The sequence below is a fragment of the uncultured Methanobrevibacter sp. genome (assembly GCF_902770715.1).
Classification (GTDB): Archaea; Methanobacteriota; Methanobacteria; order Methanobacteriales; family Methanobacteriaceae; genus Methanocatella.
The window spans coordinates 23,254-38,855 of sequence record NZ_CACXTS010000003.1 but is presented as its reverse complement, the minus strand read 5'-3'; the positions used below and the strand labels follow the sequence as shown (position 1 = coordinate 38,855).

15 protein-coding genes are annotated in these 15,602 nt (G+C 34.2%); 7 read left to right on the top strand and 8 right to left on the bottom strand.

Annotated features, from left to right (window positions below):
• Positions 1-3 precede the first annotated feature (3 nt).
• The 3 genes from QZU81_RS01455 to QZU81_RS01445 are packed head-to-tail and all read left to right on the top strand — an operon-like array spanning position 4 to position 3,948.
• On the top strand, positions 4-1,074 hold the full coding sequence (locus tag QZU81_RS01455; RefSeq protein WP_292826273.1) for an alanine--glyoxylate aminotransferase family protein: 1,071 nt from the start codon (positions 4-6) through the stop codon (positions 1,072-1,074).
• Between the two features lie 26 nt (positions 1,075-1,100).
• Complete coding sequence (locus QZU81_RS01450) at positions 1,101-2,756, top strand: phosphorylcholine transferase LicD (protein ID WP_292852553.1); 1,656 nt, start codon at positions 1,101-1,103, stop codon at positions 2,754-2,756.
• Positions 2,746-3,948 carry a hypothetical protein gene (locus tag QZU81_RS01445; protein ID WP_292852550.1) on the top strand — a complete coding sequence of 401 codons (1,203 nt, stop codon included), beginning with the start codon at positions 2,746-2,748 and terminating at the stop codon, positions 3,946-3,948. Before QZU81_RS01450 ends, QZU81_RS01445 begins: the two co-directional genes overlap by 11 nt.
• A 23-nt stretch (positions 3,949-3,971) precedes the next feature.
• On the opposite strand, the gene QZU81_RS01440 is transcribed toward QZU81_RS01445, so the two are convergent.
• On the bottom strand, positions 3,972-4,763 hold the full coding sequence (locus QZU81_RS01440) for a hypothetical protein (RefSeq protein WP_295589080.1): 792 nt from the start codon (positions 4,761-4,763) through the stop codon (positions 3,972-3,974).
• Between the two features lie 224 nt (positions 4,764-4,987).
• Positions 4,988-5,665 carry a hypothetical protein gene (locus QZU81_RS01435; protein WP_292852544.1) on the bottom strand — a complete coding sequence of 226 codons (678 nt, stop codon included), beginning with the start codon at positions 5,663-5,665 and terminating at the stop codon, positions 4,988-4,990.
• A 140-nt stretch (positions 5,666-5,805) separates the two neighbouring features.
• On the opposite strand from QZU81_RS01435, the gene QZU81_RS01430 reads away from it, so the two are divergent.
• Positions 5,806-7,254, top strand: coding sequence for an NAD(P)/FAD-dependent oxidoreductase (locus QZU81_RS01430; protein ID WP_295589079.1), 1,449 nt, complete (start codon positions 5,806-5,808; stop codon positions 7,252-7,254).
• A gap of 23 nt (positions 7,255-7,277) precedes the next feature.
• Here QZU81_RS01430 and QZU81_RS01425 read toward each other — a convergent pair whose 3' ends face one another.
• From QZU81_RS01425 to QZU81_RS01415, 3 genes are all read right to left on the bottom strand, one after another.
• Complete coding sequence (locus tag QZU81_RS01425) at positions 7,278-7,766, bottom strand: hypothetical protein (protein WP_295589077.1); 489 nt, start codon at positions 7,764-7,766, stop codon at positions 7,278-7,280.
• Between the two features lie 33 nt (positions 7,767-7,799).
• Positions 7,800-8,759 carry a PLP-dependent cysteine synthase family protein gene (locus QZU81_RS01420; RefSeq protein WP_295589076.1) on the bottom strand — a complete coding sequence of 320 codons (960 nt, stop codon included), beginning with the start codon at positions 8,757-8,759 and terminating at the stop codon, positions 7,800-7,802.
• A gap of 83 nt (positions 8,760-8,842) precedes the next feature.
• On the bottom strand, positions 8,843-9,508 hold the full coding sequence (locus tag QZU81_RS01415; RefSeq protein WP_295589075.1) for a class I SAM-dependent methyltransferase: 666 nt from the start codon (positions 9,506-9,508) through the stop codon (positions 8,843-8,845).
• A gap of 100 nt (positions 9,509-9,608) precedes the next feature.
• Here QZU81_RS01415 and QZU81_RS01410 point away from each other — a divergent pair, with 100 nt between their 5' ends.
• Entirely contained in the window at positions 9,609-10,313 is a 705-nt protein-coding gene (locus QZU81_RS01410; RefSeq protein WP_295589074.1) for a DUF11 domain-containing protein, read from the top strand.
• A gap of 13 nt (positions 10,314-10,326) precedes the next feature.
• On the opposite strand, the gene QZU81_RS01405 is transcribed toward QZU81_RS01410, so the two are convergent.
• Positions 10,327-11,418, bottom strand: coding sequence for a radical SAM/SPASM domain-containing protein (locus tag QZU81_RS01405; protein ID WP_295589073.1), 1,092 nt, complete (start codon positions 11,416-11,418; stop codon positions 10,327-10,329).
• Positions 11,415-12,044, bottom strand: a complete 630-nt coding sequence (locus tag QZU81_RS01400; protein ID WP_295589072.1) for a TetR/AcrR family transcriptional regulator — start codon at positions 12,042-12,044, stop codon at positions 11,415-11,417. Before QZU81_RS01400 ends, QZU81_RS01405 begins: the two co-directional genes overlap by 4 nt.
• A gap of 198 nt (positions 12,045-12,242) precedes the next feature.
• Here QZU81_RS01400 and QZU81_RS01395 point away from each other — a divergent pair, with 198 nt between their 5' ends.
• Positions 12,243-13,088, top strand: a complete 846-nt coding sequence (locus QZU81_RS01395) for a pyridoxamine kinase (RefSeq protein WP_292852519.1) — start codon at positions 12,243-12,245, stop codon at positions 13,086-13,088.
• A gap of 45 nt (positions 13,089-13,133) precedes the next feature.
• Here the strand turns inward: QZU81_RS01395 and QZU81_RS01390 are convergent, their stop codons facing one another.
• Entirely contained in the window at positions 13,134-14,522 is a 1,389-nt protein-coding gene (locus QZU81_RS01390; RefSeq protein WP_295589070.1) for an MFS transporter, read from the bottom strand.
• Between the two features lie 196 nt (positions 14,523-14,718).
• On the opposite strand from QZU81_RS01390, the gene surE reads away from it, so the two are divergent.
• A complete protein-coding gene (gene surE, locus QZU81_RS01385) occupies positions 14,719-15,534 on the top strand; it encodes a 5'/3'-nucleotidase SurE (RefSeq protein ID WP_292852514.1) in 816 nt (271 codons plus the stop codon).
• Positions 15,535-15,602: the final 68 nt, after the last annotated feature.

The window sequence follows — 15,602 nt, the reverse complement described above, 5'->3', positions numbered from 1 at the left end:
ATAATGAGTCATTTATTTACAATAGGGCCTGTAGAAATGTACCCTGAAACATTGGAAATTGGTGGAAAGCAAGTGCCATATTTCCGAAATGATGAATTTTCACAAGTGGTTTTATCCGCTAGTGAGGGATTAAACAGGCTACTATTCAATGAAAAGGGCAAGGTTATTCTACTGACATGTTCTGGTACTGGTGCCATGGAAGCAACTATCATGAACTGTTTTACAAAAGAGGACAAACTTCTAGTCATTGAGGGAGGTTCCTTCGGCCACAGATTTACTCAAATTTGTGAGGTTCATGAAATTCCATTCAAAGCGGTTAAAGTGGAGCATGGCATAACATTGACAAGAGACATGATTGATGAGGTAATCGGTGATGAAGAATTCACAGGATTGCTTGTTAATTTGGATGAAACCTCAAACGGACAGTTATATGATATCAACATGTTGTCAGAATTATGTAAGGAAAAAGGCCTTGTTTTTGTCGTTGATGCAATCAGCGCTTTTTTAGCAGATGAAGTTAACATGGACAAATATGGAATTGATGCAGTTATATTAAGTTCACAAAAGGCTTTATCATTGGCTCCTGGTTTATCAGTTGTCTCTTTGAGTGAAAGAATGTTGAAAAGAGTTGATGAAATCGACTCCAAATCCATCTATTTTGATTTTAAGGATCATTTGAAAAATGCTGAAAGAGGTCAAACCCCATTCACTCCAGCTGTTAGGTTAATTATTGAGCTTGAAGACATGGTTAAACGTATAGAGGAAAAGGGCATTGATAATATCATTGCTGAAACTAAAGAAATAGCATTATACTTCAGAAAAAGAATTAATGAAATTGGTTTGGAATATCCGTCATATCCCCTATCAAATGCAGTCACACCAGTAATTTTTCCTGATGAAAATGCCGATGTGATATACAGAAGATTAATTGATGATTATGGATTTACTGTAAATCCAAGCGGAGGGGACTTTGCAAAAACCATGTTTAGAGTTTCACATGTAGGTAATCATTCCATTGAAAAGACAGAGGAACTAATTTTAGCAATAGATGAAATTATAAATTCAAAAGAGTAAGTTAGGAGAGAATCTGATTGAATCAAATGAATGAATTACAGGAAAATCTGTTCCAATTGCTAATAGAATTCGATGAAATCTGCAAAAAGCATGATATTAAATATCTTTTGGCGGCCGGTGCATCTTTGGGAGCTGTCAGAAATCGTCGTTTTCTTCCATGGGATGATGATATAGATTTATATATCACTAGAGATAATTGGAATAAGTTTAGACATCTTTATGAAACAGAAGAGGATTTCCTGCCTGAAGGAAGGTCTCTTGTTTATAAGGAAAATACCAAGTATTACTGTAATCCACTTCCGCGATACATCAAAAACGACACAACCACAATATACGTTTCACAAGCTCTTCCGGGCAAATCATGCGGACAACATTTAGAGTTATTCATATTTGATCCAATGCCAAAAGGAGAAAAGGCAAAAGAGGAATATCTTGACTTATTGCATGTATATACTGAATTGATATCCCCTTATTTTATTGTAAATAAAAATGCCTCTCTGGAAGATTGGCAAAGGCATTATGACTTATATGTTCATTATTGTGAAAGAGTCGATAAGGAAGGCGAAGAAAAAGTGCTGAAAGAATTGGAAGAAACATTGCAGCAATATGATATAGAAGATTGCGACCAATATTGCATGCGCTGGGGAATTAAAAATTACATTTATGATAAGGAACTTTTTGAAGAAGGCGAACCTGGCCTATTTGAAGGAAGAAAATTCCCTATCGGCACAAATACTGAATGCATCCTCAGGGTTGCTTATGGAGATAGCTGGATGTATATTCCTGAATTTGAAGAACAAATATCTCATAATGGGTTAAAAGATTCAAGACCTTTCACTGATTATACTGAACGTTACCTTCCTAAAATCAATAGGGAAACAGTATTTCCACAATTTATCAAGAATAAACGTAATAACGCAAGCATGTTCTATACTCGTAAGAAGGTTGACATGTTGGTTGCAAAGGAAAAAGTCGCCGTTGGTTCCATTCATGTTAAAAAAAGTCTTGAAGGAAAAGAGGATTATTTACGCTCCCTATTAAAAAATAAAGATTATGAAAAATTAATTGAAGAATTTGAAATATATAATTCAATACAATTAATTCCTGATGTCATGAAATTCAATTTCATGGTTCCAATTTCCGATAAAAATCTTGCAACATTGTTGTTTGGACTAATCGAACAGGGAAAATATTATGCTGTCAATAAGTATCTAAGCATTCGTAAGCTGCAGGATAAGCCATTGTCCGATGAACTGATTGAAATAGAGAATTTAGTTGTGTATTGCAGAGAACTGTCTGTTGCACGCTATGACAGAAAAGACTGTAGTCTGGTCCAATCTATTTTAGATGAACATGAAAGCAAATATTCTGACCTGCTTGATAGTTTCCGTGCAAGGATATGGGTTAAAGAGAATGATGCAAGATCTAAACCGGATTATGAAATTATAAATGATTTATGTGAAGAGGCATTGTCATTATATCCATTCGATGGTGAAATAATGGCGATTCAAGCTAAAGCCAAAATGGAATGTGGCTTTGAAAAAGAAGCAATGGAATTATATGATAAAGCCATTCACAATACTAGAAACGGTTTAATCTGGCAAAAGGTTGAAGATGAATCTGGAATTAGTCGTTTAGATATTGAACGTGATTTAATTGAGGAGTTTAACAATGAAAACTAAGCAGGATATTCAATTAGAATTGCTTCAGGAATTAGATGAAATCTGTAAAGATAATAATTTGAAATATTTTTTAATTGGACTTAATTCATTGAACGCTTATCTTAATAATACAATTAGAAATGCTTCCAGAATTGTTGCCGTTGGAATGGCACAAGGAGATATTGATAAGTTTTGCCAGATAATTGAAAAGCAAAACAATTCCAACCGATACGTTGAAGGAATTTTCAATAATCCTAATTTCTTACCCGTTTATGTAACTTACGGGAATACAAATACCACTGATTTTCATATGGTTGCCTTAAACCGTAATATCCATCATGGAATTCACATAAGGTTATATCCTATCTTTAAAGCTGAAACTCTTGATGGTGAACCGATTGTTGGATGGGATTCAAGATTATCCAAAGAAAGGGAATTCCGTAAATTTTCAAGCAAAAGGATAGAAAATAAAAAATTCTGGTATATGAAAGCAGGATTTGGCGCTTTAAATTTTGCATATAAAATAACAGGCGGCGCAAAAAGATATTATAATAATGTAAAAAGGAATATTGCAATTGACAAATGGGAAGATATTCAGAATTATTCAAAGGTCCGATTTATCAATAAAACTGTTAGCAGCAAACATTTTCTTGACTTTCAAAGAGTTGAAGTTGATGGCATTGAAGTTAACTTGCTTAAAGATTCAGATGCATTATTTAGCGAAATATATGGTGAGGACTTCAAAGAAATTAAAATTAAACCTAAACCTCCAAGAAAACGTGCAATTGTTGATACAGAAATAGGTTATGAACAAATTCTAAGCGAAACACAATCTATCTTAACGGAAATCAGATCAACACATGAGGAGCTTGTTTGGGGAAGGCGAAAAGTCAGCCATGAAAAGGAAACCGTTAAGAAGGTTTGGAATCTAGTTAAGATGACCGGCAAGGAACTGGAATATGAGGAATTCTTTGAAGAGAATATAGATAGATTGTTGACTTATGATTTGGATGATGAACAGGAGTTTGAAGAGTTATATGATGAATTGGAACCTGTTATCAGAAGCTTGAATAGGTACTCTAAATATGGAATGACTTTCCCGATTGAACCTAAATCAATGGATTTGATTAAAAGGGTATTGGTTAAACTTGAAAAAGAGGATTTGATTAATAGAATTGAAAAGATATCCAAAAAAAAGTATTTTGTAGAATAAATAATTTAATGTAGGAGTCAATCCTACATTTTTGCTAATTTTGACCAGTCTTCTATCTTTTCAAAACCTACACCAACATGCATTCTTTCAGCAGGGGGTATATAATAGAATGAAAAGATTCTTTTGTTTTCGGATTTCAGTTCACTGCATAGGGATGACAATGTTTCTTTAGAAAATCCTTTGCCTCTGTATGGTACTGAAGTGATTACTCCTCCGATTACAGCCAATTCTGTAAGTTCGGCATATGTTCCGGCATGACAAATGATTTCATGAGTATCATCATCACGTAAAACAAAATTACGTCCGAAATTATCTTTTTTTCTTTCGCAGTACTGTTCATATAATGAATCAAAACCGTATGGCTTTCCAATGTCTTCATCTTCAGCGATTATTTCAACGATTTCTTTGAGTTCATCAAGTGGTGCTGAATATGCTTTAATGTTTGGCGGATATTTGAGTTCTTTCAATTCACCAACAATGCCTGTTTCCTGTTCATATTCAGGAAAATGAACTTTAAGTTTATCGATATTCGGTTTGATTGAAAAGAAAACATTAGGATCTTTTTGCTTAATGAAATCAACAATTTCATCAACTAGGAAATCCTCTTCTTTGCTGTATATTTGGATTCCTCCATAATATTCGCTGATTATAGCGCAGATATCTTCATTTTCATTATATTGAATCCAAACGTTAAAGTTTTCATCATCGATGCCGTATTTTTTTAAGTCAATGTAAATGTATAAACATTTCCCGTAATCTTCACCGATATAATCAAAAACAGAAGTGATGTCTTCGTTATTGCATTCAACTATCATTTTATCCCTCATAAAATTAATTTCTCAATAATAATTTTTCAATTTATTAGATATATAATTAATTGTTGGGATTTTAGGATAAAAATTGCTATGATAATAAATAAAAAGATGGCTGATTATTTTAATAGTAATCATTTTAAAAGTAATATTATAATAAGTAAAATATAATTAAATTAATTAGTAATAGAAAAAATAATAAAGTAAATTAATTGCTATACATGTAGTTAAATATTTTGAGCAATTAAATTAAATAATTCTTTTGTTTTCCAGGTGGCAGTAAATTCCCAAATATCTTCAGGTATTTCATATACGAATGTAGGATAGCCTGCCTGTGCAATAGGCTTTGAAACCAAAACGGCTGAAGTTGACTTATAAGTTTCATTTCCTGTAACCGGATAATAGTTGAAATCGCTTGTCTGGCTAATTTTTTGAGCTATGCCTACAGATGCGCTGTCCATTTCAGGGGTTGCAAGATAAAATCCTTCACCATAATTTGGGTTATGTGAATGACTGATAATCACTGCATCGGCATCAGATGATGTAACATGAGGATTCACGTAATCATGAACCAGGCTTTCTCCGTTTGCCCTTCCTTCATTATAGTCTTCAGGATTTTGGGTCACTGTCACTTTATAATTGATTATTTTAACGTCATCACCGCCAAATTCTCTTGCTGCTTGAATTTCAGGTTCTATTGACAATGTTTCTCTTGGATGAATGCCTGTTATTAAAGCAATGCATTTGCTCGCATTTTCGTTTCCTGAAATGCCCACTTCAACAGTTCCAATGCTGGTATTGGCTAATGTTGTATAAGTTATTTCATTGTAATTGTGAGTTTCGAAATAAACTATCCCGCCGATAATCAATAGCAGAATGATCAAAATAACTGTTTTTCTTTTCATTTTATCACCAGTCAATTTCATTTTTTCTTTATAATTAATTAAATATAAATATTATGCTTTCCTTTTTAAAAAAATGATAATAAATTTTTTTCATAAATGATTTATACAATTTTGTACAAAGATAACGTAGAGGTTAAAACATGGATTATGATGTCGTTTATATTGGAAGCGGAAATGCAGCCTGGCAAGGAGGACGGTTTTTAAGAAAAGCCGGGCTTAAAATATTAATAGTTGAAGAAAGCTTATATGGTGGAGCCTGTGCAAATAGGGGCTGCAACTCAAAAGCTTTATTGGATGCTCCTTATGAAATCAAAGCATTGGCAGACAATTTTGAAGGCGTTGGAAAATCAGGCAATTTTGAAGTCAGCTGGCCAGATTTGATGAAATTTAAAAGAAAACGGATTGCCGGAATGTCAACATTTCTTGACGGAAAATTCGATGAATATAATTTGGATGTTGCACATGGAAAGGGAATCATCATTGATGAGCATACCGTCCAAGTGGGAGAAAAACAGTTCACCACTGACAAAATCGTTATATGTACAGGTCTTAAGCCGGTTATTCCGGATATTAAAGGTAGGGAATACCTCCATGATAGTACTGACTTTTTGGATATTGATGAACTTCCAAAACATGCCATAATTATTGGTGCTGGTTTTGTAGGTATGGAATTTGCATCTATACTTGCCGAAGCAGGATTGGAGGCTGATGTGATAATCAGAGGAAATATGGCCTTAAAATACTTCCACCAGCCATATGTGCAGAATGTAATTGAATTATTAAAGGAGAAAAATATTCATTTCCATTTCAATGAGCAAGTCAAAGAAGTAATAAGCAATATAGAAATCGACAATCCTGAAGATAAAGTTTTGAACGTGGCTTGCGCACAAAATTCAGATGAATTCTTAAGAGATCCTGAATCAAAAATAGACAACATAGCATATGAAAATGGGTTTACCGTGAACTGCGAAAGCGGTTTGAGCCTGACCGGAGATTACGTCATTGCAGCAATGGGAAGGACTGCTAACGTTGAAGACATTGGCCTTGAAAATGTAGGCTTGACATATACAAAGCAGGGAATTAAGGTTAATGACCATCTACAGACAGAAGTGCCTAACATTTATGCATCAGGGGATGTTGCCGATACTGGAATCGCAAAGCTTGTAACAGTTGCCATTCACCACTCAAAATATCTCGCAAAGGAATTGCTGGGTGAGGCTGATGCAATAACATATCCTGTTGTTCCTGCTGTTGCTTATACAATACCTAGAATAGCTACTGTCGGAGTGCCTGCTTATGTTGCAGAAGAAAGCGATGAATATGATGTTCACACAATCAAATATGGAAGGTCCTATTCATTGGAGCTCAAAAACGATTTGACCGCTGAGGCAAAGATAATCGTTGACAAGGATCTTCAAATAGTTGGTGCTGAAATTTACGCTGCGGATGCAGAAAACGTTGCAAACATGTTTACATTCATCATCAACAAAAAGATAACCCTTGAAGAGCTGGATTATATGATTTATGCATTCCCATCAAGCAGTTCAGTATGCTTGTATAAGTTGCACAATATTCACTATAAATTTTAAACATAGACTTTCTATGTTTTTTTTTAATTTTTTGACCATTGATAGGCAATTCTTGGAGACCCGTCAGCCACATATATGATTCCGCATTTTTCAAATCCGTTTTTTTCAATCTGCTTTTGCATTATTAAATTGTTGCTGTGGGTGTCAATTCTTATGTTGTCTGATATGCTCTTGCAGTAATCGATAGTGAACTTGAATATGCCTCGAAGCTTTCCGTCACTTGCGATTCTATGCACAGTTACATATTCATTATCATTGAGCCAATCGCCATTTTCAATGTATTCATAAGTTGGTTCTGAACCGTTGAAAAGTGCAAATACAGCATGAATATCTTCATCATCAGATATCACATGACAAACTTCCTCTTTGATGTCCTGCCTAATTAAATCTTCACTAGGGTAAAAATGCCCCCATTGATTAGGATTTCCAGATTCAATCATGAAATCCTGTGCAATTTTATAAATATCCATGATTTTGCTTAAATCGCCAATTTCCGCTTTTCGAATATTCATATTTTATCAATTTTTTTAAAAAAGAGTAATGCTTTATATTACTTCAAAGCCAAGAAGCTTTATTTTATTTGAAATTAGTTTAGAGTCTTCATCAACGGGTTCTGACAGCTTTGTTGTAATGTATTTCTTGTTGTCATCCGGAAAAACGGTTGCAATGGTTAAGTCATCTCTATTCATTATGACGCTTGCAAGGAAGTTTGCACCGCTGGAAATACCAATACCTAAACCTAATTCCTTAGCTATTCTTTTTGACATGTTGATTGCATCACAGTCATGAATCAATACTATATCATCAATTAAATCCTGCTCAACAATTCCCGGAATAAAGTCATCTCCGATTCCTTCAATCATATGGCTTCCCTCTTCCATACCCATTTTAAGGATTGATAAGGTGGATGGCTCTAGGGCAAATATTTTGGAATCTGGATTGTTGTCCTTCAATCTTTTTCCGATACCCATCAATGTTCCGCCGGTTCCGATTCCTGACACGAAAGCGTTGACTTCAGGTATGGCATCAATGATTTCCTTACCGGTTGTTTTATATTGGGCTTCAACGTTTAACTTATTATCAAATTGGAGTGGTCTGTATGCATCAATTTTTTCAGCGAAATCTTCTGCAAGCTCAAGAGCTCCTTTGAATCCGCCTTCTTCTTTTGATACAAGATGAACATGAGCACCATACATTTCAATGATCTTTCTCCTTTCAAGAGATACCCAGTCCGGCATGTAAATATGAACGTCATGTCCCATAAGGGCACCTATTGCGCTGAAAGCAATTCCGGTATTTCCACTTGTAACCTCTACAATTGATTGGCCTTCCTTCAGATTGCCATTTTCTCTTTCTTTTGTAATGATATAGAAAGCCATTCTGTCTTTAATGCTTCCAGAATAATTGTAAAATTCAAGTTTGGTATATATGCTACCTTTTTTTCCTTCATATTCATAATTAACTTTTATCATTGGCGTATTGCCAATTAACTTTTCAATACTCATAACATTCAATCCAATTCAATAATATAACATCATTATATATGTCAGTTATTTTTAAAATACTTTTTTAAAATTGTAAAAAATAGTTATTTTTGTGCAATTACACAAATCCACTCAGCATCCTCACCGGTAAAGGAGTCTTTCGAATCCTTGATATAGGTGGTCACATTTGAAAATCCGGCCATTTTTAATGATTCAACCAATTCATCTTCTGAATATATTTTCATGTCCAATAATTCAATAAGTTCTTTTTGGCGCTCATCACCCTCTTTTGGAAGAGCCTCATTTGCAATGAATATGACTCCATCATCTTTCAATACTCTTAAAACTTCTTTCAAATCATTTACAAAATCCGGCCAGAAATAAACAGTTTCAAATCCAGTCACGATATCAAAGCTATTGTCATTGAAGGGCAAATTGGAAACTGAACCCTTAATAATTTCACATTTGCCTTCATCAACGGCAGATTTATTTAATTTGATGGATCTTTCAACTGCAAGTTCGGAATAGTCAATGCCATAAACCTTGTTTTCGGTCATTTTCAAAAATCGCTTAACATTGACTCCTCCGCCACAGCCGATATCCAGGATAACATTATCTTTTGATATATCTAAATGACTTAAACTCCATTTTGCCAATCCTTCATGATTAACATTCATTTTATCTATCAATTGATTGCCTAATTTTCCTTGAGGGTTTCTGGCATTGATTAATAAATCAGAATCTTCTATGATTTTAATGTCCTTGTTCATAATATCTCCATAATTATAAATGTATTAAAAACAATAAATATATTTAGTTGATATTGGAGGTTTTCAAATTAAATATAAAATTTTCATAGCTTTGATGATTATGGTTACTTTGTTATCATTGTCTTGTGTAAATGCAAATGATTCCAACAGTACAGATGTAGTATTGGAAGTAAATGATGACGTTTCACAAGAGTCAAACTTGGAACTATCTGATGATAATGAAGATGTTTTGGAAATCACTTCTGATGTGAATGTTCTTGAAACTACTGCTGATGAAGAGATTTTATCCAGCAATGAATCCAACGGAAAAACCGATTCCTCAGCTTATTTGGTATTGGATAATGATGCCAATATAGAAAATGTCTATGTTGGGGATTATGTTGTCTGGATTGTCAGTGTTATAAATAAGGGTCCGGATATTGCTAAAAACGTTAAAGTATATGATCAGCTGCCTGATGGAATGGAATATATAAAGCATACAGCAACAAAAGGTACTTTCAATCCAAAAACAGGCATATGGAATATTGGAAATCTCTCTGCTGAAGACGGTGAAGTATTTTTAAATATCACTGTAAAAGCGCTTTCTGTTGGTGAAAAGATTAATAAAGCAAACCTAACAACAGACAGTATTAATTTAAACAATGAAAGCTATGAAGAAGAGGAGATTGATGTTTTGGAACCAGAAGATGATGATAACGATTCAGACATGGTTGCTAAATCACTTTATTCAACAGGCAATCCATTAGCTTTGGTTTTAATTTCATTGTTTATAATTTTTGTAACATCCATCAAATCCAAAGAGTAAATTTTTCTATTTTTTAGCTATCTAATAATTTTTTTACTTCCGCTTCATGTTCAAACAGGACGCAGCCGCCTTCATGGTCATCCATAAGAAGACCGCCATCCCTAAGTGATTTGAATAGCTTGGAGTTTAAAGCTTCTAGAAGTGATGTGTCATTAACGTTGATGTCTGAATAAGGTGACGCAGGACAAGGTTCAGCACCTCCATGGGAATTTATGTGGAAAAATCCTCTGCCTGCAGCTAGACATCCTCCGGAAGTCTTTTCATCTCCAGGAAATGATAAAAATAGCATATCATCATATTCTTTTCTTAAACGGTTTATTTCATTGAATAGCAAGTCCCGTTCATTGTCGCTTGGTGCAAGCTCAATTGTTTCCCCATTAACTGGAACATATTCAATGAAAAATATTACTTTGCATCCGAAATCATGCAATTTTTTGATATATTCATCTGAGACCAATGTGGATAAATTGCCTTTTGTAAATGTAAGCGAAGCGCCGAATATTATATTGTTCTTCTTCATCAGTTCCATTGAATCAACTAATTTGCTGTAAACGCCTTCGCCACGCCTGGAATCAGTTACCTGTTCATCTCCTTCTATGGATAATATTGGAACAAGATTTCTGTTCTTATCGAATAGTTTCAAATAATCATTATTGAACATTGTTCCATTTGTAAATATTGGAAATAGGATTTCAGGACAATTGCTTGCCTTAACAATAACATCTTCCCTGATCATTGGTTCTCCACCTGCAAGAACAATGAAACTGATTCCAAGATCTTTTGCTTCATTAAAGATGTCGCCCCATTCATCTCCTGAAAGTTGATTTAACGGAGCATCATCACTGCATGCTTTGTTTGCCCTTGAATAGCATCCGGTACAGTGTAAGTTGCAGCTGCTTGTAATGCTTGCAATTAAAAAAGCAGGGATATTTTGTCCATTTTCATCATATTTTTGTCTGATTTCATTAGCTTTTCTTGTGTGTTTTGAAAATCTGCGTAAGAATAATATTTCCTTTGGATTTTTAATGGAAGCCCTAAGAGCATCCTTTATGATGATTTCAACTCCATTGGCTAAATAATCCTGTAAATTAAACTCATTATTCATTGTTTCACCTTTACACTATCTAGTAGGAATTTTGCATGTTCTTCTGTCTGGTTAAAGAAGTCTTCTAGTGAACTTTTCGGAATATCATCATATTTCGCGGTAATTTCCAATAGCAGGTAAATAGGAAAACTATAATATTCTTTTGCAAGCAATTCTGGATTGCTGTCTTGGCGAATGATTCCTTTTTCTTTTAGAATTGTGAAGAATTCTTTCCAGAAAACCAACGGTTTTACCAGTATCTCATTTTGGAAAAATTCCTTGATTGCTTCATTATGGTGCATTTGAATAAATATCAGTCTCCAAATCTTTAGATTTCTTTCCTGTGAAAACATCATTTTAATAGCTTCCGAACCGTTATGATAGAACAATTCAGGATTTTCCAGCAGCATATCATTATTCGCAGTCAAATTCAAATCTTCGCTGTTAAGCAATTCATCATATTCTATAAGATTTGTCAAATATTCAAATATGTCCATAAGTATGGCTTCTTTTGAAGGATAATGGCTATAAATTGAACTTTTTTTAATTCCAACATTATCTGCAATCTCTCTTAGTGAAACTGAATCGTATCCTTTTTTAGAAAATAAGTCCAATGCCACTTCAAATATTTTTTCTTTTGTATTCATATTCCTACCAACCGTTCGTTAGGATATTATTCCCTTTGATTCTATATAAAGGTAACTATAATATTAAGTACTTTAATGTACATTATTGTACTACAAAGCTTTATATAGGGCATGTTATATAATATAAATAAGCTTTTTAGAGAAAAGTATATGATTATCTAAGGATAATAAAAAATTATAAAAATTTAGGTAGAAAAAATGAATGAAACTATAAAAATCTTAACTATACAAGATATCTCTTGTTATGGTCAGTGCTCTATAACAGTCGCACTGCCGATTGTTTCTGCATTTGGTATTGAAACAGCAATATTGCCTTCAGCAGTATTGTCTACACATACAGCAGGTTTTACAGATTTCACCGTTAGGGATTTGACAGAAGACTTGCCTGAAATCAGAAAACATTGGGAAAAGGAAGGCATATTATTTGATGCAATTTATACTGGTTTTATAGCATCAATTGAACAATTAGACTACATTAAAGATATTATCGATTCAAGACTAAAACCTGGCGGGCTTGTATTTGTTGACCCTGCTATGGCTGACCATGGTGAATTCTACAATGGATTCGACCAGGAATTTGCGGATAAAATGGGTGAACTATGTAAATTGGGAGATTATGTTCTTCCAAATACAACCGAAGCTTGCTATATTTTACACAAACCATGGAAGGAAGAGTTTACCAAAGAAGAAATGTTGGAAATGGCAAATGAACTGTCTGAATTTACCAAAAGGCATGTAATCCTAAAGGGTGACACACATAAGGAAGGCCAATTGGGCATGATTGTTTTGGATAAAGATGAGGAAACCTGTGATATTGTATTCAATGATAAGGTGGATTATGTATCACATGGAACCGGGGATGTATTTGCTTCAGCATTTGTCGGATCAACCATGAACGGCAAAACCCCAACTCAAGCAGCAAAGATTGCCGGTGAATTTACAAAAAGGGCAATTGAAAAAACAATCGGTGACGAAACTCATACTTATGGAGTCAAGTTCGAGCAGGTCATTCCTGAACTGTATGATTTGTTGAAAAAATATTAAAATTTATAATGTACTACATAATTGTAGTACAAAATTTTCTTCTTTTTAAAAATTTGATTTCATTGTTGCTATCTGCTCGTCACGGCCTTTTAGTTTCAAGGTGAATATGAACGCAATTAACGCAACAAATGCAGCTAAAATTAAGCTAATTTTATAACCGAATATTCCTGAAAATGATGCGATTATCCCACCGATGAGAGCTCCGCCAATCAATTGGCCTGCACTGGAAAGCATATTTACAATAGCCTGGCCGGCACCTCTTTCTGTAGGTTTAGCTTCACATAAAACAATATATCTTAAAGGAGCACCTATGATTGTCACCATACCTACGCCGATTAGGCATCCCGCTATTATGAACAATAGGAAATTGTCGGGATATAGTGCAATAGCAATCAAACCAAATGCCATTATAAGTGTTCCAATAGCCATAATCTTACGTGAACCTGTGGAATCAAGTATTTTACCTAGAATTGGAGCAGCTACTGCATTGGCTCCCAAAATTGGAATCAGCATTAAGCTTGCCAATTGGTCATTCAAACCCATTGAAAGAATTACAAGGGACGGTATAAATATTGCTGATGAGTAAATTATTCCGTAACATAATGTTTCGATACATGCAATTGTTATCTCTTTGTTTTGCAACATGTGTATGGGAACGATTGATTCTTCCGCTCTTTTTTCTATGATTAAGAATATTGGAATTATGACTATGAATAATAATAGAAATGGTGCAACACTTAAAGATAATAGACTGTTCATGAAATTATTTGAGTCGATTTGATTCAATCCATATGCCAAAAATATTGCAAGCAATGTAAGTACAATAATTCCCAGATAATCAATTTTTAATTTTCTTTGGTTTTCCGCATCTGGAAGAATGTGCCATGCGAATATTACCAAGAATATGCTTATTGGTATGTTGATTGTAAAGCACCAGTTCCAACCGAATGGAATCAGTGCGGCACCTACCAATGGTCCTCCGATTGCGGATATTCCGAACACGCTGCCTAGAATTCCCAATGCTTTTCCTCGCTCTTCAAGTGGAAATGCATCTCCTACAAATGCTCCGGCAACAGGAAAGAGGCCTCCGCAACCGAAACCCTGAATGATTCTTCCTATGAATATTGATTCTATATTTAATGAAAAAGCAATTAAGCAAGATCCGATACCGAAGAGAATAACATCTAAAATGAAAATCTTTTTCCTGCCGTAGAAGTCTGAAAATTTGGCCATGACCGGTGAACCAATCATGAATGTGATTACAAATAACGTAAATATCCAGCTGGATTCCCTGCTTGTCAGGTGAAAGCTTTGCTCTATTGAGGGAAGAACAGGACCTATTATTCCAGTATCTAAGGAACCCATAAAGACGCCTATTAAAAAAAGTACAAGTATCAAATTCCGTGTTTTTGTATCTAAAGTTATTGTTGACATATTATTCAGTTCAAATTGAAGATTTCTTTACATTTTTCAGTCAATTTTTATTATTTAGTTTAATTAATCTATTATATAAACCCTTTTTAAGTAATTTTTAGGCATATCGTTAGAAAATTTCAGTTCAAAAAGAAATATTTTTTAATTAATGACTCCCTAAAATATTAATTATAACAGACTTTAGGTTTTGGACATTATGAAAATTTTAATATCTAATGATGATGGCATATTTGCACCTGGAATATTGGCTGCAAAGCAGGCGGTTGAGGATTTGGCTGATGTAACTGTAGTTGCTCCTGACAGGAATAACAGCAGTGTGGGGCGTCGAATTTCATTGTTTCAACATTTGAAAATTAATTCATGTGAACTTGAAGATGGAAGTCCTGCCTATTCTGTTTCAGGAAGTCCTGCTGATTCGGTAATTGTCGGTGTTGATTATGTAATGGATGAGAAACCTGATTTGGTCATAACAGGGATAAATAAAGGTGTCAATATAAGCTGTGACATAACATCATCAGGAACTGTATGCGCCGCCTTTGAGGCAGTCAGCCTGGGCATCCCTGCAATTGCCGTTTCCCTATTCATTGATCCTAAAACATCATACAAACAGGATGAAAACGGTGAATGGTATCTGGATTATGACTTTACATTAACAAAGAAAGTTTTGCATGAACTTGTCTTAAAGATAATTAATGATGGATTTCCCGAAGGAGTTGACTTATTCAATTTGAATGTGCCCTCAAACTATGAATCAGAAGACCTCAAGATTACCTCCTTGTCACATAAGATGCTTGACAAGCATGTCATAGACAATGAAAATGAAGAAAAGGCCGATTTGTTCAATTATCCTTTAGATGAAAATCAGGATAGCGATGATTTGATTATGATTACTTCCAATTTGGTTCAGGAATATGAAAAAGACAGCGACGGATATGCATTGTTTGTTGAGAAAAGACCAAGCTTAACACCACTTATTGTTAATATGACATACAAGGATTTGAAAGATTGGTAGTCATTTATTCGACATTTTTTTCAGCCATGTTTAGGAAAGCTTTTAAAAAAAATCATCAATATATTTTA